The sequence below is a fragment of the Rossellomorea aquimaris genome (assembly GCF_020172085.1).
In the GTDB taxonomy this organism is placed as follows: Bacteria; Bacillota; Bacilli; order Bacillales; family Bacillaceae_B; genus Rossellomorea; species Rossellomorea aquimaris_E.
This window is the reverse complement of record NZ_JAIVAT010000007.1, coordinates 112,942-132,181: the sequence shown is the minus strand read 5'-3', so window position 1 is coordinate 132,181 and position 19,240 is coordinate 112,942. Positions and strand designations below refer to the sequence as shown.

General features: G+C 45.5%; 21 protein-coding genes. 4 read left to right on the top strand and 17 right to left on the bottom strand.

The features are described 5' to 3' along the window. Together LCL96_RS13275 and LCL96_RS13270 are read right to left on the bottom strand one after the other, a co-directional pair. Nucleotides 1-972, bottom strand: coding sequence for an ABC transporter substrate-binding protein (locus LCL96_RS13275; protein ID WP_224943432.1), 972 nt, complete (start codon nucleotides 970-972; stop codon nucleotides 1-3). A gap of 573 nt (nucleotides 973-1,545) precedes the next feature. Continuing rightward, on the bottom strand, nucleotides 1,546-2,502 hold the full coding sequence (locus tag LCL96_RS13270; protein WP_224941932.1) for an NAD(P)H-dependent flavin oxidoreductase: 957 nt from the start codon (nucleotides 2,500-2,502) through the stop codon (nucleotides 1,546-1,548). 204 nt (nucleotides 2,503-2,706) lie between these two features. Here LCL96_RS13270 and LCL96_RS13265 point away from each other — a divergent pair, with 204 nt between their 5' ends. Both LCL96_RS13265 and LCL96_RS13260 read left to right on the top strand, forming a co-directional pair. Next, nucleotides 2,707-3,042, top strand: coding sequence for a PadR family transcriptional regulator (locus tag LCL96_RS13265; protein WP_224941931.1), 336 nt, complete (start codon nucleotides 2,707-2,709; stop codon nucleotides 3,040-3,042). Then, on the top strand, nucleotides 3,035-3,700 hold the full coding sequence (locus LCL96_RS13260) for a DUF1129 family protein (RefSeq protein ID WP_224941930.1): 666 nt from the start codon (nucleotides 3,035-3,037) through the stop codon (nucleotides 3,698-3,700). Before LCL96_RS13265 ends, LCL96_RS13260 begins: the two co-directional genes overlap by 8 nt. A gap of 52 nt (nucleotides 3,701-3,752) precedes the next feature. Here the strand turns inward: LCL96_RS13260 and paaX are convergent, their stop codons facing one another. From paaX to LCL96_RS13185, 15 genes are all read right to left on the bottom strand, one after another. After that, nucleotides 3,753-4,628 (bottom strand): phenylacetic acid degradation operon negative regulatory protein PaaX, encoded by an 876-nt coding sequence (paaX, locus tag LCL96_RS13255; protein ID WP_224941929.1) that lies wholly within the window; start codon nucleotides 4,626-4,628, stop codon nucleotides 3,753-3,755. A gap of 151 nt (nucleotides 4,629-4,779) precedes the next feature. Beyond that, nucleotides 4,780-5,001 (bottom strand): hypothetical protein, encoded by a 222-nt coding sequence (locus tag LCL96_RS13250; protein ID WP_224941928.1) that lies wholly within the window; start codon nucleotides 4,999-5,001, stop codon nucleotides 4,780-4,782. Between the two features lie 75 nt (nucleotides 5,002-5,076). Continuing rightward, nucleotides 5,077-6,282: a thiolase family protein gene (locus LCL96_RS13245; RefSeq protein ID WP_224941927.1), complete on the bottom strand. Its 1,206-nt coding sequence runs from the start codon at nucleotides 6,280-6,282 to the stop codon at nucleotides 5,077-5,079. Then, nucleotides 6,279-7,154 carry a 3-hydroxyacyl-CoA dehydrogenase gene (locus tag LCL96_RS13240; RefSeq protein WP_224941926.1) on the bottom strand — a complete coding sequence of 292 codons (876 nt, stop codon included), beginning with the start codon at nucleotides 7,152-7,154 and terminating at the stop codon, nucleotides 6,279-6,281. Before LCL96_RS13240 ends, LCL96_RS13245 begins: the two co-directional genes overlap by 4 nt. 66 nt (nucleotides 7,155-7,220) lie before the next feature. Further along, nucleotides 7,221-8,738, bottom strand: coding sequence for an aldehyde dehydrogenase family protein (locus tag LCL96_RS13235; RefSeq protein WP_224941925.1), 1,518 nt, complete (start codon nucleotides 8,736-8,738; stop codon nucleotides 7,221-7,223). Between the two features lie 24 nt (nucleotides 8,739-8,762). Beyond that, a complete protein-coding gene (locus LCL96_RS13230; RefSeq protein ID WP_224941924.1) occupies nucleotides 8,763-9,536 on the bottom strand; it encodes an enoyl-CoA hydratase-related protein in 774 nt (257 codons plus the stop codon). Between the two features lie 12 nt (nucleotides 9,537-9,548). Continuing rightward, the gene (locus LCL96_RS13225; RefSeq protein WP_224941923.1) at nucleotides 9,549-10,328 is read right to left on the bottom strand and encodes an enoyl-CoA hydratase/isomerase family protein; all 780 of its coding nucleotides are present in this window, start codon (nucleotides 10,326-10,328) and stop codon (nucleotides 9,549-9,551) included. After that, the gene (locus LCL96_RS13220) at nucleotides 10,321-10,629 is read right to left on the bottom strand and encodes an EthD family reductase (RefSeq protein ID WP_224941922.1); all 309 of its coding nucleotides are present in this window, start codon (nucleotides 10,627-10,629) and stop codon (nucleotides 10,321-10,323) included. Before LCL96_RS13220 ends, LCL96_RS13225 begins: the two co-directional genes overlap by 8 nt. Before the next feature lie 41 nt (nucleotides 10,630-10,670). Continuing rightward, a complete protein-coding gene (paaD, locus tag LCL96_RS13215; protein WP_224941921.1) occupies nucleotides 10,671-11,150 on the bottom strand; it encodes a 1,2-phenylacetyl-CoA epoxidase subunit PaaD in 480 nt (159 codons plus the stop codon). A 13-nt stretch (nucleotides 11,151-11,163) separates the two neighbouring features. Continuing rightward, complete coding sequence (gene paaC, locus LCL96_RS13210; protein WP_397548373.1) at nucleotides 11,164-12,006, bottom strand: 1,2-phenylacetyl-CoA epoxidase subunit PaaC; 843 nt, start codon at nucleotides 12,004-12,006, stop codon at nucleotides 11,164-11,166. Further along, nucleotides 11,979-12,335, bottom strand: a complete 357-nt coding sequence (paaB, locus tag LCL96_RS13205; protein ID WP_034760966.1) for a 1,2-phenylacetyl-CoA epoxidase subunit PaaB — start codon at nucleotides 12,333-12,335, stop codon at nucleotides 11,979-11,981. The genes paaC and paaB overlap by 28 nt, the downstream gene beginning before the upstream one ends. 16 nt (nucleotides 12,336-12,351) lie before the next feature. Further along, nucleotides 12,352-13,320, bottom strand: coding sequence for a 1,2-phenylacetyl-CoA epoxidase subunit PaaA (paaA, locus tag LCL96_RS13200; protein WP_224941920.1), 969 nt, complete (start codon nucleotides 13,318-13,320; stop codon nucleotides 12,352-12,354). A 72-nt stretch (nucleotides 13,321-13,392) separates the two neighbouring features. Next, nucleotides 13,393-14,718, bottom strand: a complete 1,326-nt coding sequence (locus tag LCL96_RS13195) for a phenylacetate--CoA ligase family protein (protein ID WP_224941919.1) — start codon at nucleotides 14,716-14,718, stop codon at nucleotides 13,393-13,395. Between the two features lie 555 nt (nucleotides 14,719-15,273). After that, on the bottom strand, nucleotides 15,274-16,866 hold the full coding sequence (locus tag LCL96_RS13190) for an MDR family MFS transporter (protein ID WP_224941918.1): 1,593 nt from the start codon (nucleotides 16,864-16,866) through the stop codon (nucleotides 15,274-15,276). Between the two features lie 13 nt (nucleotides 16,867-16,879). After that, complete coding sequence (locus LCL96_RS13185) at nucleotides 16,880-17,335, bottom strand: MarR family winged helix-turn-helix transcriptional regulator (RefSeq protein WP_224941917.1); 456 nt, start codon at nucleotides 17,333-17,335, stop codon at nucleotides 16,880-16,882. A 246-nt stretch (nucleotides 17,336-17,581) separates the two neighbouring features. Between LCL96_RS13185 and LCL96_RS13180 the strand changes: the two genes are divergently transcribed. After that, entirely contained in the window at nucleotides 17,582-18,427 is an 846-nt protein-coding gene (locus tag LCL96_RS13180; protein ID WP_224941916.1) for a YitT family protein, read from the top strand. Nucleotides 18,428-18,518: 91 nt separating this feature from the next. Continuing rightward, nucleotides 18,519-19,223: a GntR family transcriptional regulator gene (locus LCL96_RS13175; RefSeq protein WP_224941915.1), complete on the top strand. Its 705-nt coding sequence runs from the start codon at nucleotides 18,519-18,521 to the stop codon at nucleotides 19,221-19,223. The last annotated feature ends 17 nt before the right edge of the window (nucleotides 19,224-19,240 follow it).

Below are 19,240 nucleotides of genomic sequence, written 5' to 3'. Positions count from 1 at the left end.
CTATTTTTCTTCTATAAACTTCCCTAGATCAGACCATGCTTCTTGTACTTCCACACCTTGTTCCTCAGCAGCTGCTTTATTGAACATCAGTTCAAACTCTTCCGGAGCCTGTACAGGGAGTTCAGAAGTTTTTTTCTCACCCTTCAAAATCTTCACTGCCATTAACCCCGTTTGGTAACCAAGATCTTCATAGTTGAATCCACTCGCTGCAATTGCACCTTTCTTCAATGAATCGAGTTCCCCAACAAATAGAGGAATATCCTTCTCATTCGCTACAGTGATGACGGACTCAAGAGCTGAAACGACTGTATTATCTTTCGGAATGTAAATGGCATCGACTCTTCCCACCAGGGATTCCGTCGCTTGTTTAACATCAGCAGACGTTGAAACCGTAGCCTCTACTACTTCCACACCTTTTTCTTTTGCAATTTTATTCACTTCAGCAACTTGAACGACAGCATTTTGTTCGCCGGAATTATACACAATCCCGATTTTCTTCGCTTTCATTTCATCTGTAATAAAGTGAAGTGTTTTTGAAATGGCTTCTGGATGAGTATCCGTCGTTCCCGTAATATTCTCACCTGGCTCGTCAAATGACTTGACCAGTTCAGCCCCGACAGGATCGGTAACAGAAGTGAAAACGATCGGAATTTCCTTCGTTGCGTTAAGAGCGGTCTGTGCACTTGGGGTCGAGTTAGCGAAGATAAGGTCTACACCATCTCCGACAAAGTTCTTCGCAATACTTTGTGAGTTACTTTGATCTCCTTGGGCAATTTGAACATCATATTTAACATTTTCGCCCTCTTTGAAACCGTTTTCATCCAAAGCCTTCTTAAAACCTTCAAACGCTGCATCCAATGATGGGTGTTCCACGATCTGGGTTACCCCGATCACATATTGCTTCTCACCATCTCCATCACCGGAGCTCTTATCACTACCACAGCCTGATAGAATCAGCATTCCAAATAACATAGAGATAACAACAAGTAATACACTCTTCTTCTTCACAGAAATCCCCCTTTTTCTCTTCCTGATATATGATCAGTAGTCTGCAAGACTAGCAAATCCAAATATGATAAAAATACCACTTAACGTAAATACAACGTTATAGTATCACTCCTGTCACAAAATAGTCAATAATATTCCGAAAATTTAAAAATTAATACTAGTATAGTCGGTCTTGAGATGAATATCTAGAGGAAGTTGAGGAATTTTTTTTGATGTGGGATGGAGGTTAGTTGGTCTTTGTGGACTTCGGCTTTCTTTGATTAGTAATCATTTCGCCTGGATTGTCGCCCTGTTTATGAGCCCAGCAACCGCGAGAATTTACAGTTCCAGCTTATTTAATAGTTTTGTACTATAATTTTCTGGCTTAATCGTAGAAAATTATGATGGGATTGGTTGAACTTGTGCCACTTTTGGCTAAACTCGTGCCACTTTTGACCAAACTCGTGCCACTTCCTTCTAAACTTGTGCCAAATGGGAAACTTCCCCAAAAAAAAAGCGCTCTCCCTACAAGGAGCAGCGCTTAGGAACCATTTTTTATTAAAATTGCACTCCATTACTGGAGAGGTTTCTAAAAATCTCATGTGTCTCGCTCATCATTCTCTCTAAAAGCTCTGCTACGGTCGGAATATCGGATACAAGTCCAGACACCTGCCCGCCGTTGATAAAGCCCTGGTCGAGCTTCCCTTCAAGTGCCCCTATTCGGTGAAAATCCTCGGAAGTCATGGAACTGAACTCATCAAGAGCGACGCCCTCCTGCTCTTTTTGAATCAAGTTTGCTGCGTATGGCGTCTTCATCACCCGTCTCACCCTGCCGACAGAGCGACCTACGATGACTGTACTATCATCCTTTGCATCTACAAGAGTAGATTTATAGTTTTCATGAAAAGGTGCTTCCTGTGTCGCGATGAACCGTGTTCCCATTTGAACCCCACTGGCGCCAAGGGAGAGCATGGAAGCAAGTCCCCTTCCATCACCGATCCCACCTGCCGCCACCACGGGAATCTTCACCGTATCGACGAGCTGAGGGATGAGAGCCAATGTGGTCGTTTCAAGATTGGAATTGATCCCGGCCGCCTCGTATCCTTCCGCTACGATGATATCTGCCCCTGCCTCCTCCGCTTTCTTCCCCTGTTTTTTCGAAGCGACGACGCATATCACCTTTACGTTATGCTCGTGAAAGTAGGGAATGAGCGGGGATGGATTCCCTGCGGATAAGGAAACGACCGGGATCCCATGCTTCACGACTAGTCGAACCATCTTCTTCAAATGTGGGGTGATGGAAATCGGGATGTTCAGTGCGAAAGGCTTGCTCGTTCTTTTTTTCGTTTCAAGGATGATCCCTTCCACTTCCTCCACGTCCATGGTGCCGACTCCGATCGTACCCAGGGCTCCCGCTTCCGAAATTGCCGCGGTAAGTTGAGCATTGCTGATATTACCCATGCCACCTTGAATGATAGGATATTTTATATGTAATAGATTCGTTAAGTTATTCATAAAAATCCCCCTTCGTTAAATTAATGTTATACTTTTTGGAATTGTTCGACAAGGATAAATGATTTTTTCCATTAATTTGAATCGATAGTTGACAAATTATTCCTAAACATATATTCTTAAATCAAATCAGCTACTTTGTAAAACAAGGTAGCTTTTTAATTGGTCAGTACCTTGTAATGCAATATACATGAAATGGGGAAACATATGACAATCCGCAGTCAGCTATTAAAGGGTATTTTAGATGGTTGCGTCCTTTCTGTAATTGAAAAAGAGCCGGTCTACGGATATGAACTTTCCAAAAAACTGCAGTCTTCAGGGTTGCAGGATGTAAGCGAAGGGACAATTTATCCAGTGTTGTTACGGCTCCAGAAAAACCATTTGATTCGTGGGGAAATGCAGCCCTCAGAATCGGGACCAAACAGAAAGTACTATTATTTAACAGAAGAAGGACATCAGGCACTGTCTGATATATCAAGGGAATGGGAACAAATCGTATTACCGGTTACTTCATTATTAAAAAGGGGGAATCAGAATGATTGAAGCAAAGCAATTGATCGAATTAAATAATCAGAAACGAACAGGTTTGTCGGAAGAAAATGAAAAGTACTATTCGGATTTTCTGATTTATATGCGCCTTCAACTTACATTATCAGAGCAGCAGACAGAGGAGGTATTGATGGAAATCCTGGATCATATCATTGATGGACAGCGTGAAGGGAAAACAGCCAGAATGATTTTAGGAGATGATCCTAAGGCTTACGCAGACGATATTATTGAGCAGCTACCTTTAGAAAAGAAGAGGAGTATCGTTACATTCGTCTCATCGTTAGCTCTGAATTTATTCGGATACTTCTTGTTGATTCGTGGACTATTATTATTGATTGGTCCAATGTTTAAAGAAATAAGCAATGAAGTTTATCCGGTCACTTACTCCATCCTGGCATTGCTCATATTCTTCTCTAGTTTAATGGGGGTAAAGATTATCTTCTCAATTATTAAAAATTCCTTATTCAAGGAGAAACAAACCCCTATGAAAGACTCCATCAAAGCCGGAACAATGGGCATGATATCAACGGGGATCATAATTTGCAGTATCTACTTCCTGCCTGACATAGGGCCTTCATTCATGTTTCCTTGGTATGCTTCGCTTATTTCAGGAGCATTGCTTCTAGGACTCTCTTATTTTCTAAAAAAATAAAGGTCCGTCCCTCAAAAAAAACCCACCTGCCATATCAGGAAGGTGGGTTTAATCAATCGAGTAATAATGGATGTGTCATCACATTATAGCTCCGGTCTTTGTTTTTCAGTTCGTTTCCGTCTTCGAATACACTTTCGAAGAATCGGGATGCCGGTTCGGCCAGCTCTTTGTAGTAATCAGCGAATAGATTGGCTGCGTGGGCTCCGAGCCATTTTTCCGGTAAAAGCTCTTCCGGCAGACCCGGATCGACGAAGAGGAATTTCCGATATTCGTGGACGAGCTTCGTTCTTTCCACAAAGCATTCGGCATCGCTCATTTGCCCTTTACCGATCTTACTCTTATCAATCATGTACTGTTGACTGTAGTGTGAGATGAATTCCTGGTAACGGTCATTAATCTCTTTGAGATCCCAGCTCTTTTCGATCAACCGCTGATTCTCATTGGGACCTTTATACTCTGAGATGAAGAAATCGACGTACTCTTTAATATCATATTTACCGATCAGGGACTGCACCTGCTTCTCCAGGTTGTTAGGGGAAATCCAAGTGCTCGTCGATAGGGTTCCGAATCCGCTCCACACGAGTTCTTTTCTCAATTCATCCCGGATATTCCTGATTTCCTCAGGGATCGAGTACATCAGGATCCTCCATTTCCCGTCCCATTGCTCGGGCTTCAGCTTGAAGATCCTGTTTGCTGCCTCTTCCATCCGGATCACACCGCGCTCTGTGAGCGAGTAGTAGCTTTTGTTCCCCTGCTTCTCCGCCTGGACCCATCCCTGCTTATTCATCCGGGAAATCGCGGCACGGACGGCTTGATCGTTGTGCCCAAATTCATTGAGGAGGCGAATCAAACTCCCGATCCATATTTTATTCCCGTAATGACGGATATAGTCCCCGTAAAGTGTAAAGATCATTGATCTTGTATTCATTGCTGCCTCTCCTTTTATACGACCGCATGCTTTCATGACGTTTATTTTACGTTTAGTTAATATAATATCATAAACTTTCTGTGAAAATAAATGAATATTCTTGAATTTCGTTGTTATGTAAAAAAGTCAGGCTCCCCAAAGAGCCTGACCCTCAATGATACACCCTCAACATCTCCAGCATCTTCACAAAATCATATGTGTTCACGACTTTTTCCTTGGACCAGTTATTCTCGATCCAATTCACCAGCTCCTCCTGACTGTTGAACACTTCCCCGCTAGTGTCGGCCTTCCTGATCATATAGCGGCCGTTATCCTCATCCGCGACGACAAGACATGGGATCTCACTTTCGACTGTCATGATTTCAAATTCCATTCGTATCACCTCACGTCTATCTTTTCTAAAAAAGATACGTCTTAATCACAAAAAGCCCTGCGTCAAACAGGGCACTTACGATTCTATGTTTTCCACTAAGGTCGCGATTCCCTGGCCGACGCCGATACACATAGTGGAGAGACCGTAGCGTACTTTCCTTTTCTTCATTTCATATAGTAGGGTGGTGAGGATACGGGCACCGCTGGCTCCGAGTGGATGACCGAAAGCGATGGCTCCCCCGTTGACGTTGACGATTTCTTCATTCAACCCGAGTTCACGGATACAGGCGAGGGACTGGGCCGCGAAGGCTTCGTTCAGCTCGACTAAGCCAATCTGATCAAGGGCGAGACCGGAACGCTTCAGCACTTTCTGCGTAGCATATATCGGACCAAGACCCATGACGGATGGCTCAAGGCCAGCAGTGGCGGACGTCACATAGCGGGCAAGAGGGGTGACGCCTAACTCCTCCGCTCTCTCCCTGCTCATAAGTAAGAGTGCCGAAGCTCCGTCATTCACGCCGGAAGCATTCCCCGCCGTCACGGTCCCCCCCTCAAACAGTGGCTTAAGCTTCTGCAGCTTTTCACTATTGGTTTCGGGCCTTGGATGTTCATCCATCATAAAAGTAGAGACGTTTCCTTTTCGATCCTTTAATTCCACTGGAACGATCTCTTCTTTAAAGCGCTCTTCGTCCATGGCACGTTTCGCTTTCATTTGGCTCCAATAGGCAAAGTGATCCTGCTCTTCTCGGGAAATGCCAAAATGCTTCGCTACGTTCTCAGCCGTTTCCGGCATGGAGTCGGTCCCGTATTGTGCTTTCAGGCGGGAATTGACGAAGCGCCAGCCAATCGTCGTATCGAACATTTCCATATTGCCTCTCGGGAAATCCTTTGAAGGCTTTGCCATTACGTACGGGGCACGGGTCATACTCTCGGTGCCGCCTGCAATAAAGACATCCCCTTCTCCTGCTAAAATGGCTCTTGCCGCATAGTTCACAGCATCCAGTCCCGATCCGCATAGCCGGTTGATGGTCGTCGCCCCGACTTCAACAGGGAGACCCGCCAGGAGCGTCGACATCCTGGCGACATTCCGGTTATCCTCCCCGGCTCCGTTTGCATTTCCAAGAACCACTTCTTCAATGGTATTGACCGGAACGAGCGGATTCCGTTCCACAAGAGCTTTTATGACATGAGCTCCTAAATCATCAGGGCGGACCTCTTTCAACGCGCCTTTGTATCTTCCGATCGGAGTACGGACGGCATCGACTATGATCACTTCTCTCATGATTGATGCTCCTTTTCCTTCGTTTCTGAGTAATCATAGACCCCTTTGCCCGTTTTTCGCCCAAGGCGGCCGGCCTTCACGTATTTCTCTAATAAAGGCGCAGGACGATACTTTTCCCCAAGCTTTTCGTGGAGGTACTTGAGATTGTTCAAACGCGTATCCAACCCGACTAAATCACCGAGCTCAAAGGGACCCATCGGATAATTAAGCCCGAGCTTGATCGCCTTATCGATTTCCTCAGGAGATCCGAGTCCTTCCTGAAGCATATAAAAGGCTTCATTCCCGACAAGTGCCGAGATTCTGCTTGTGACGAAACCGGGGAACTCATTGATAACCACCGTTTCTTTTCCCATCAGGCGGGCAACCTGCCCGATGACCTCCACCGTTTCCTCGCTTGTTTCCAATCCCTTCACGATTTCAACCAGCGGCATCTTATGTACGGGATTGAAAAAGTGCATGGCAATCACTTTGTCAGGACGTTTCGTAAAGGAGCCGATTTCGGTCGGGCTCATGGTGGAAGTATTGGTTGCCAGATAGCAATGCTCCGGGGCATGGGCATCCAGTACTTCGAATACGCCTCGTTTGATATCTGTTTTCTCAGGAACGGCTTCGATGACGACATCGGCATCCCTCACGGCAATGGACAGATTCGTTGAATAGCTCATAAGTTCTTTCGCTTCTACATACTCCTGCTGCGTCAGCTTTTTCCGCTCGATTCCTTTTTGGAAGATGTGCCCAATCTCATCCCGCGCATGATCCAATTGTTCTTGTTTTATATCCACAAGTGTTGTCCGGAAGCCTCCTGTTGCACTGACGTAGGCAATTCCTCTTCCCATTACACCTGAGCCGACAACGACGATATGCTGTGTCATGTTACATTCCCCTTTCTAGCAATAAGGGGTTGCCTTGTAGGACAACCCCTCCTTGATGATAATTTCTTATACGCCAAATGGATTTAATGGACGGTTCCCGAAATAAGAAATGATGCTCTTTGTTTCTGTATAAAGGTCGAGCGTTTCCACGCAAAGCTCACGGCCGAATCCGGACTGCTTATAGCCTCCAAATGGTGTGCCCGGGAATGCGGAGAACGGGCAGTTCACCATGACAATTCCGGCCTGGATCGCTTTGGATACTCTTGTGGCACGGCCATGATTCTGAGTCCATACCGCGGAACCGAGTCCATATTCGCTGTCGTTGGCCATTCTGATCGCTTCTTTTTCATCTTTGAATTTCATTACCACCACAACCGGTCCGAAGATTTCTTCTTTCACTACCTTCATATCGTGGTTTACATCGGTGATGATGGTAGGCTCATACCAGTAGCCATTTTCAAAGCCTTCTACCTTCGCAGGACTTCCTCCGGCTAAGATCGTCGCTCCTTCTTCTTTGGCAGACTGTACATACCCATCGATTGTATCCAGCTGACCCTGATTGATGATGGCTCCGATATGGGTGCCTTTATCATGTGGGTCGGCAAGCTTCAGCTTCTTCGTTTTTTCAACGAACTTCTCCATGAATTCATCATAGATATCTTCATGGACATATAATCTGGAGCGCGCTTCACAGGATTGACCTGTATTATAGAAGATTCCGAATAGGGAACCATCCACAGCTGCATCCACATCAGCGTCTTCAAACACGATATTTGGGGATTTTCCGCCTAATTCGAGCGTGACCCTTTTTAATGTTTGGGATGCTTTTTCCATGATGTTTTTACCGATCGGAGTGGAACCGGTGAAGGCCACTTTATCCACTTTTTCATGCTCCACTAAGTAATTACCGACAGAAGAACCTGCACCCGGTATGATGTTGACAACCCCTTCAGGAACTCCCGCTTCAATACAGATTTCCCCGAGGACGATGGCCGTCAGCGGTGTAAGGGTCGCTGGTTTCACGACAACCGAGCAGCCTGCAGCGATGGCCGGCGCGATTTTCCATGCAGCCATCATCAATGGATAATTCCAAGGGATGATCTGGGCACATACTCCGACCGGTTCTTTCTCGGCAACGTTTGTGAATTGACCTGGTACGTTATTGACCGTTCCGCGATGACCCACGATTGCACCTGCATAGAATTCAAAGTCTTCAATCGCTTGCATCACTTGACCTTGTGCCGCGGATAATGATTTCCCGCTGTCCATGATTTCCAGTGAAACAAGCTCATTGAAACGAGATCTCATAATGCCTGCAATTTTGTTAAGTACACGGGAACGCTTGTTGATCGGGAACTTCTTCCATTTTCCGTGATCAAATGCGTTTCTGGCTGCTTCAACCGCTTTTTCAGCATCTTCCACTGATGCAAGTGATACGGTAGCGATCGCTTCACCTGTTGCCGGATTGTACGTTGTGAACGTTTCTCCAGACGTGCTTTCCATGCGTTGACCGTTAATCACCAATGAATAATGTTCTCTTTTCATTTCAAGGACTTCAAAGCTTTGCTCTTTTACTGTAGACATAACTCCATCTCCTCTTTGATTGAATTATTTTCCGTGAAAGGCTGGCTTTCTTTTTTCTATAAAGGCTGTCACACCTTCGCGATGATCTTCTGTCATACCTGCGATCCGCTGGGCACAGGCTTCTTTTTCTAAGTATTCGTTGAAGGATAAATCTGCACTGCCCTTTAATAAGCGCTTCATCAAACCGATTGCCTTCGTTGGCATAGAGGCAATCCTCTCGGCAAAGGCAGCCGTTTCTTCCTGCCACTCATCGAGTGGAATGATTTTCGTTACGAGACCAAGTTTTTCTGCATCGATTGCCTTGATCTTCTCTCCAAACACCGCCAGCTCCAACGCTTTTGCGTAGCCGACAATCTTTGATAAATAGTAGAGGTTCCCTGAATCCGGAACGAGTCCGACATGCACAAATGCCTGTACGAAGCTCGCTTTCTCTGATACCAGTCTGAAGTCACACGCAAGGGCCAGACTGAATCCCGCACCGGCCGCTACGCCGTTGACAGCAGCGATAACCGGCTTTTCACACTGCTCGATCTCTTTCACCATCGGTCCGTAGTTATGTCGGAGCACTTCACCGTGATCCATGCTTTCATCGACTTCACTTAAATCCTGACCTGAACAGAAGGCTCTCCCTTCCCCCGTGATGACGATGGCTCTCACGTCTTCATTCCGTGAAGAATCCTTCACGGCTTTCTGGATCTCCAGGTTGAGCTGCCGGATAAAGGCATTCAGCTTATCCGGTCGATTCATGGTGATCCATGCTACGTTATTTTTCACTTCATACTTAATCGTTTCGTACATGTGGCAGCCTCCCTATTTCCCTTTAAAATCCGGTTTCCGTTTTTCCACGAAAGCGTTCATGCCTTCTTTCTGATCTTCTGAGGCAAAAAGCAGATAGAAGTTCTTACGCTCATATTGCATTCCTTCATAAATAGAGGAATCCACGGCTTTATGGACAGACTCCTTGATCAACCGAAGGGAAAGCGGTGGCTTTGTCGCCAGTTTCCTTGCAAATCTCTCTGTTTCTTCTATTAAAAGTTCTTTCGGGATTGACCGGTTGATGACTCCCCATTCGAGAGCTTGAGTGGCTGTAAACATGTCTCCTGATAACAGCCACTCCATGGCACGGGATTTCCCAATCAGCTTCGTAAGTCTCTGGGTTCCACCGGCTCCTGGCATGACCCCCAGATTCACTTCCGGAAAACCGAAGCTTGCATCCTCAGACGCAAATAGAAGGTCACAACAAAGGGCAAGTTCGAATCCTCCGCCTAACGCAAACCCTTGAACCGCACCGATGATCGGTTTCTTGATCCAGGCAAGGCGGTCCCATTCGGTGAATTGATTCAGTAGCTCAAGATCAATGGCGCCGTCCTCTGCCATTTCATCGATGTCTGCGCCTGCAGCGAACGCCCTTCCTTTTCCGGACAGCACGATGACTTTCACACTGTCATTCCGATCAAACGCCTCGAAAGCATGGACCAGCTCCGATACCATGGGACGATTGATGGCGTTCAAGACTTTCGGTCTGTTCAATTCGATAAAACCAAGTCCGTCCCTCTCGGTTACTACGATATATTCGTACTCTTTACTCATTCACTTCTTCGCCGATCATAAGGGTGACAAGATCTGCTGCAAAGCCCATAAGGTCCTTCCCTGAAGCTTTTCCTTCATCGGATTTCATCGCTGCCTTCAGTGCTTCATGGCTCTCGTAGTACATTTCACACATTAAGTAATACTTGCCTTCCCCACCCATTGGAGAACCGACGATGCGAGTAACATCCATCTTCTTAAGACCAGGGATTTTCGCCGTGATCGGACCATGGGTATTGAAGTAGTGCTCATCGAATTGCTCTTTGTTTTCAGGGTGCTTATATAATGCAATCAGTTTTACCATAATGGAATCTCTCCTTTGATTTTCAATAGTTTAATAGATTTTTACATCATCGTGGATATAGGCTTCATGGCTTCAAACGGGTTACGGCATTGTTTACAGTAGAGGATGCTTCTGCAGGCGGTCGGCCCAAACAGATTCTCCATTGACGTATAGGGGGAATCGCAGTAAGGGCAATGAATCTCCCAATCTTCCTCCCCTGTGAAATGTTCAGGCGGGGGCGCGATGCCAAATTCCTTCAGCCGCTCCCGTCCATTCACCGTCAGTCGATCCGATGTCCATGGCGGAGAATAGACGAACTCCACCTGTATGGATTGTACGTCAAGGTTCTCCCTGCACGCTTTCTCCACATTTCCTTTAATGATGTCCAGTGCAGGACAGCCGACAAAAGTGGGAAGCAGTTCAATTACCAGGGTTTCCTCCTGATGATGGACCCGATTCACCATACCAAGGTCCACAATGCTGATAGAATCAATTTCAGGATCTTTCACTGTTTGAAGAACATCTAATACGGTTGCCGTCATTTCTCCTCATCCTTTACCAGGTTGCTGCGGGATTGGTTTGATAGACTTCGCTTAGTGTTGATAAGGCTGCATCTAATTCATGAGTATGTTCTCCTACGCGTCCATTCCCTTTTTTCATGTCCACTCTCGGCGGAAATGATAGCTGTGTGGACATGAAAACCGGCTCGAGGGCAAGCTCCCATCGTTTCACCAAGCTTTCTTCCCCTTCGATCAAAGCCATGAAGGACATCTCTTTCCCCTTTGGCCCCAGGGTCAGGACTCCCTGGAACTCATCCAGTACACGTTCAATTGCCTTATTCATGCGCTCCCTTGCTTCTCCGCCTGAATTCAATAATTGAATGAACCAGGTTTTCCAGTGAAGCAGGTGATAATATAATTCCGTGTTGATCTTGATGGCCATTTCGGCAAGTGGTTCATAGGAGGAATTCTTTAATGAGTCAATCCGCACCTTTTTCGCCACGCTGTAGAAATAATGTCTCACAACGGCGAAAGCCCAATCGTAACGTGGTTCCTCCATATAGTTGCCGGGACCGTTCACTTCTTCAAGCAGGATCGCATTTCTTCTTTCATCTGCCTTCCGGCCATGAGCGAGATGGTCTTGATCTCCTTCTCCCAATTCTTCAAGGAGCTGATAAAACATTGTCGCATGGCCCATCGTGTCTTGGTTGATGGACGAAAACGCAACATCCTCCTCGATATGGGGAGCGAGGCCGAGCCATTCAGATCCCCGGTAAGCAAGGATGAAATCATCGTCCGCCAGCTGATAAAGGAGGCTCAAAAGGGCTTCCTTGTAATCTGCATTCGGGATGTCATTCGGACTCTTCACATTCATTTCTTCTTCACCAACTCTCCCCATGACATAATTTCCTTCTCATCAAGCATTTCCTGTTCGTACTGTCTCCACTTCTTTTTCAAATAACCGTAGCCTTTAGCGTTTCGGTAGTCTTTATTATCAAGGCGAGAGACACTCTCCCTTTCTTCGGGCGTCATCATCCGTACATCCGAACGCTTCACGACCCATATATCCGAAACAGGCTCCCTTCTCATGAAATTCTCCTGAGCCATCACCATGGCAAGCTCATGATTGGGGGCAAGCAAACTGAATTGATGCTGCATCTGTGCCCCGTCGGACCTTTTACTGAACACTTCAAATTCCTGATAAAAGTTCTGCCCCTTATCTGACATCCTGTCTCATTCCCTTCTAACTTACTTGGTCACTAGGGCTTAATGCTTCCCGTACCCACGCATTGTTGTCGTAGGATAACTCCCTCAAGCGAAGGCGTTCCTTCGATTTCGGCCCGTTATTTCGGATGATTTCCTTAAATCGGCTCCAATCTGGCTGCTTATAGATCCATACATCGTTTTCTTCATCAAAGTACATCGTTTCATCCGGCAGGGTCAGACCCAACGACAGGATTCTCGGTACATATTTCGTGAAAAAGTCCTGACGCAGCTGCTCATTCGTTTTCGTTCGAATGTTGTACTTAATGGTGATATCCTGCTTGGAAGAACCGGTTGTCTTCGCATCCCCCGGTCCAAAGAACATAAGCAGCGACTCCCACCAACGGTCCACCGCGTCCTGGACCAGTGCTTTCTGTTCCGGTGTTCCTTCTGTGAGAGCCATGATAATCGCTTCACCATGCTGTGCGTGGAACACTTCTTCCGCACAAATCCGCTTCAACGCCCGGGCATAAGGTCCATAAGAGGCATGGAGCATATTCGTTTGAGTGATGATCGCTGCCCCATCTACGAGCCAGCCGATCAGACCCGCATCTCCCCAGGTCGGTGCTTCCATGTGGAACACGTTATGAAACTTTAAATCCCCTGAAAACAAATCCCTCATGATATGCTCTCTCGTTTTTCCATATGGCTTCATTAAATCTTCCGCCACACGAAGCAGAAGCTGCCCATGGCCCATTTCATCCTGAACCTTTGCCATGATCCCGAGCTTTCTTCTAAGAGTCGGTGCTTTCGGGACCCATTCCTTCTCAGGAAGCGCCCCCATGATTTCACTGATTCCATGCATGGATATCAGCTTGATCAGCGCATTCCGGTATTCATCCGGCATCCAATCATCGGCTTCGATCTTTTCGTTGTTTTCAATTTTTTTCATAAAATGAGCCATACGCTCTTCTTCCGTCAATCGTTGATTTGATAGTACGTCACTCATCGTAGCCCTCCTCTATCACATTGTTAATACGGGGTTAACCAATTGTGTGATAGTTATTTTTCTCAAAAAAATTTATTGAAGCATGGCCTCTCCTCTAAGATCCACTATCCGGATGGCTTTTCCTTCTGATCGGGGGATCTCTCTCGGTCCTCTGATCTTCACATCCATGGAAACGTAACATCGATCTTTCATCAGGCTTTTCACTTTCGCTTCCAATTGATTCATCTCTACATGATTCAAATCCCGGGACATTCCCTCAAAGCATTCATCCGTGACCTCTACCTGTAGTTCCACTAAATCAAGGGCACCCCTTTTCTTGAGATGAACCTGATAGTGCGGTGCCAGTTCATTAACCTGAAGAAGAAAATGCTCCATTTCAGATGGAAACACATTTACTCCCCTGATGATGAGCATGTCATCCACTCTTCCTTTCACCCTGGACATCTTCACTGTTGTACGTCCACATGAGCATGTTCCTTGCTGGATCGAAGCGATATCCCCGGTTCTGTATCGAATGATCGGAAAGGCTTCCTTCGTTAAACTCGTAAACACGAGCTCTCCGACTTCCCCCTCCGGCAGGGGCTCTAACGTATCGGGATTGATGACTTCCACAAGGAAATGGTCTTCCGCAACGTGAAGGCCATCCTGTGCCTCATGACATTCCATGGCTACCCCCGGACCAATGACCTCACTCAATCCATAGATGTCGCATGCTTTAATATCCAGCTTTCTCTCCAGCGTCTTTCTCATCGAATCAGACCATGGTTCCGCTCCGAATATTCCGTATTGTAAGGATAGAGAGGCGGGATCTTTTCCCTCTGCCTCCATGGATTCTGCTAAATTAAGAACATAGGACGGTGTTCCACAGATAACCGTCGGCTGAAAATCTTCTAATAACGTTATCTGTCTGGACATATTCCCGCCCGACACTGGAACCGTGATCATCCCGAGCTTCTCACTTCCATAATGAAGACCGAGACCACCTGTAAAAAGTCCATATCCGTATGCATTATGCAGGACATCCCCAGGTTTACCGCCAGCCATGGCAATCGCCCTGGCGACGATCCCGCCCCACATATCGACATCATTTTGCGTATAGCCTACAACCGTCGGCTTCCCGCTCGTGCCTGAAGATGCATGCACCCTCACCATTTCCTCACGCTTTACTGCAAACAGTCCAAACGGGTAATGATCTCGAAGATCCTTCTTTATTGTAAGCGGTAACAATTTTAAGTCTGATAAAGACTTTATATCCTCAGGCTTCAAACCTCTCCTGTCAAACTGCTCCCTGTAAAAAGGAACACGTTCATACACATTCCGGGCAACCTGTTGAAGTCTCTCTAGTTGAAGGCGTTCCATTTGCGATCGACCTGCCGTTTCAATCTCATGCAAAATCAATGTATCGGCCTCCCTGTCTTCATATAAAAATATATTTATATAACGTTATTTATTCGTATACAAAAATATGTGTTATATTTAACTACTCAAAAGATAACGTGTCTGCTGAAAATTGTCAATATATTTTCAGAAAATTTAATATTTACTGCGGAGGGAGATGGGTTGGGTTAAATGTTTGGGGGGTGGGGGCCATTTGGGGAGTTCGCTGATATATTTTGTGTTCGCTGATAAAATGAAGATTTCGCTGATATATTTTGTGTTTCGCCGTTAAAATGAAGATTTCGCCGTTATATTTTTTGTTTCGCCGTTAAAATGAAAATTTCGCCGATATATTTTGTGTATCGCCGATAAAATGAAGATTTCGCCGTTATATTTTTTGTTTCGCCGTTAAAATAACGATTTCGCCGATATATCCCAAATTCCGCCGTTAAAATAAAATTTCCGCTCATAAAACAGAGATCCACTATAACCCCTATCAAATCTACAGCGCCCTCACGTAAAAACACATAACAAAAAGCCTGCTTTGAACTCATCCAAAGCAGGCTTTTTTCCGTATTATTCAGTAGCAGGTTTAAGCACTGGTTTTTCCGCCTCTTCCTGTAACTCTTTATCACGTTTAATCTTGCCGTTTCCAACCGATAAGGCCACTCCTACACCGATGGCGATGAAGATTAGACCGGTCAGGAAGACAGTTGTAAATGCATCGGACCACGCGGTTTCAATTGCAGTGATCACGATGCTGCCGATTTCTTTTGGCACTTCCAATAGGCCAGGTGTGACAAGTAAACCGAAAAGGGCATCGGTCTTTTCACTTAATCCTGTAAGAATCTGACCGGCAGCAGGATTTTTCGCCTGTGCGGCGACGTCCTTCATATTTTCCTGTAGGGATTGATTCATCACAGCGTTTAGAACGGTGATCCCGATCGTCCCTCCGATGGAACGGAAGAAGGTGGCCGATGATGTGACGGCTCCGAGTCTTGATTTAGGAAATTCATTCTGAACCGCGATCATGAGTGTCGGCATGACAAGACCCATACCGAATCCCATCACGATCATGAACATGTAGGCCGTGTATTCTTTAGACGATGGCCCCATCGTACTCATCAAGAAGAATCCTACTACGGTGATCAGCATACCTGCCGTCAAAACGGTACGGTATCTTAGTCTTAATAATAATCTACCTCCGATGATACTGGCCACAATAAGCGAAATCATCATTGGCGTCATGGTAGATCCTGCCTGAGTCGGTGTCACCCCGAGTATTCCCTGCATGAACATCGGCACGAACATGATCGCTCCGAACATCCCTAATCCAAGAAGGAATCCTAGTGCATTCGTTGTGGCAAATACCCGATTTTTAAACAGGCTTAAATCAAGGATCGGTTCCTTCGCTTTATTTTCAATAACTCCAAAGACTAGAAGTAATACGATGGATCCGCCAAAGAGCATGAAGCTTGTTGCTGAAGTCCACTCAAATTTGTCCCCTCCGAAGTTCAATCCAATTAATAAAAGGACCAACGCCGGAATCAGGGTAATGATTCCAAGATAATCAATGCTTACTTTATCCGTCGGGCGTCCGACATTTTCATATTTCAAACCGATGAATAATAATAGGGCCGATAATATACCAAATGGTACGTTGATCAGGAAAATCCAGTGCCAGCTGATCGTATCGACGATGAAACCGCCGATGAACGGTCCGATGACAGAGCTCAATCCGAATAATGCTCCGAATACTCCCTGCCACTTCGCGCGCTGTTCAGCCGTGAAGATATCCCCGATGATGGTTTGGGATAATGGCATGATCATTCCTCCGCCAATTCCCTGAAGGCCGCGGTAAAGAACGAGCTGCTCCATGGAAGTGGCCGTGGCGCATAAGCCTGATCCGATGATAAAGATGATGACGCCGATCAAATACAATAATCGTCTGCCATATAAATCCGATAGTTTTCCCACGATCGGTGTAACCGTTGTGGAAGTGATTAAATAAGCCGTGGTCACCCATGCAAAAATGGAAAAGCCGTTCAGTTCGGCGATGATTGTCGGCATCGCTGTCCCGACCACCGTTTGTTCAAGGGCACTAAAAAACATCCCGATAATCAAGCCGGCCAGGACTAAACGTCTATTGATCCCTGGTTGTTCTGACATATATGTTCTCTCCTTATTCTTCTGTATTGTTCTCTACGGCTGCTGCAAGCTTTTCGTAAATGGTCACAAGCTGATCTACATCCTCTTCGCCGAGATAAGCAAGGTAACGGGAGAAAATCTCTCTTCTCTTCCCTTTCGCCTTCTCGAAAATTTCTCGACCGAGTGAAGTGAGCTGCAGTTTTACAATCCTGCGGTCCTTCTCATCTCTCTCTCTGGCGACCAGGTCATTCTTCAGCAGTCGATCGATCATGACAGTGATCGCACTTGGTTTTACATCTAACTTCTCAGCCAGTTCCGTCGATTTCATATCTTCTGAAGTCGACAAGAGATAAAGGATGAAAAATTGAGGACCCGTTAGATTCATGTCTTTCAATGCAATCCCCATTTCCTGCTGAATATGGCGATTCGTTACGTGAAATGCTGTAAACAAACGATCTATATAAGATTGTTGGATTTGTTTCCGGTCCAAGTTCATCCTCCATTTCTGTTCATTCATTTAATATTTAACTTGTTTAAATATTAATCACCTTAGGTAAAAAAGTCAACAGATTTTTCACACCGATTTCCAGCAAAATAAATGTCAGAAAACATGCATTATAAAAACTTTTTTACGTAAATGCTTACATAAGAATTTATCATTTACATGGCGTTTTTCACTCTTTATAATCGGGTTGATTGTTTTTCAAACTACCGTTACTCAAAAGGAGCGTGCTCCATGATGAAACAAATTCAATCCTTATTAAATATAATGCTGGGTGCTTTTTTGATCGCACTGAATATACATTTTTTCCTGTCGCCCAATAAGGTCGGGACGGGAGGAACGAGCGGGGCAGGCATCGTGCTTGCACAATTCATGGACCTGCCCGTCGGGGTCATCATGTTTTCACTCGACATGATGTTATTTATTCTCGGGCTTCTGTTAATCGGTCCAAGTTTCGGACTGAAGTCCGTGTTCGCAAGCCTGTCAATCAGTGGAATGGTTTGGGGATTAGAGGTGTTCCACCCTCTCAACAATCCAATCGGACATGATATCCTGATACAAATTGTGATTGGGACCCTTATCGGAGCCATCGGAGTTGCCATGATCTTTAATCAGGAAGCGTCCGCCGGCGGCACGGGTGTCCTTGCGAAAATCATTCACAAATTTACGGGACTGGAACTGGGACGGGCCGTCCTTGCTTCAGATGTCCTTATTGTCCTGGCGTCTGCATGGTTCTTTGGACTACAGGTTGGATTATATGCATTCTTTGGTCTGTTGTTGAAAGGGATGATGATCGATCGCACCCTTCAATTTTTCAATGAAAGCAAAGAAGTGGTCATCATCAGCGAACACAGCGATGAAATCAAGGAGTTTATCGTTGGAGATCTGGAAAGAGGAGCGACCGTACATTCAGCGAAAGGTGCCTTTTCAGATGATCAGAAGGAAGTCATCACGACCATTGTCGGCCGCAGAGACTTCTCCAAATTGAAATCATATATTCAATCCACTGATGAGAGAGCATTCATTACGGTTCACAGCATGAACGAAATTTGGGGCAATAACTTTAAATCATTCGCATAAAAGGCTGGTTCGTAAGTCAGGTGTCTTCGAATAGAAGGCACCTGATTTTGGATCAGCCTCTTTTTCATATATGATAGTAAGCAGGAAATACTTGATTGAATGGATGATGACCGTGAAGATAAGACAAACCACAGAACTAAAAGTATACAGCCAGCTAAAGGATGCCTTATTGGCGAGAAAAATCGCACCCGGTACCCAACTCGTTGAACAAATCATCTCTCAGAAGATGAATGTTAGCAGGACCCCCATTCGGCATGCGTTGAAACGTCTTGAGGCAGAAGGACTTGTTCAGATCATTCCGAACCGCGGGGCATTCGTCGTCCATCCTACCAGGGAAGAGATTATTTCATTTTTTGAACTAAGGAAAGAAATTGAATTTCTTACTGTAAAATACGGCCTCCCCAAAGTGAGGAAATCCGATATGTCTAAGCTTTATTCGTTTCTGGAAGATGAACAGGAAACGTATAGACAAAAGGATTTGTTAAAATACGTCGAGCTTAATAAGCAATTCCATTTGTTCCTTGCCGAAGTGAGCGGGAATAAATTCCTGATCCGTTACATGGATGAAATGCTTACCCAATCCAATGTGTATTTATTTTTATTCGATGTGTTTTATCATGTCGAGCCGGGTGAAAACGTTCGCTTCCGTGAACATGAAGAAATGGTGAAGGCCATTGAAAACAAGGATCAACAGACGCTCTTGGAATTGATCGACCTTCACATGAAGCATAGTTTCGATGATCTTCGATTAGAGGACAATGGCTATTCTTCGTTGGAGTCTGTGTTAGAAGAGTAACTTTCAATATACGTAAA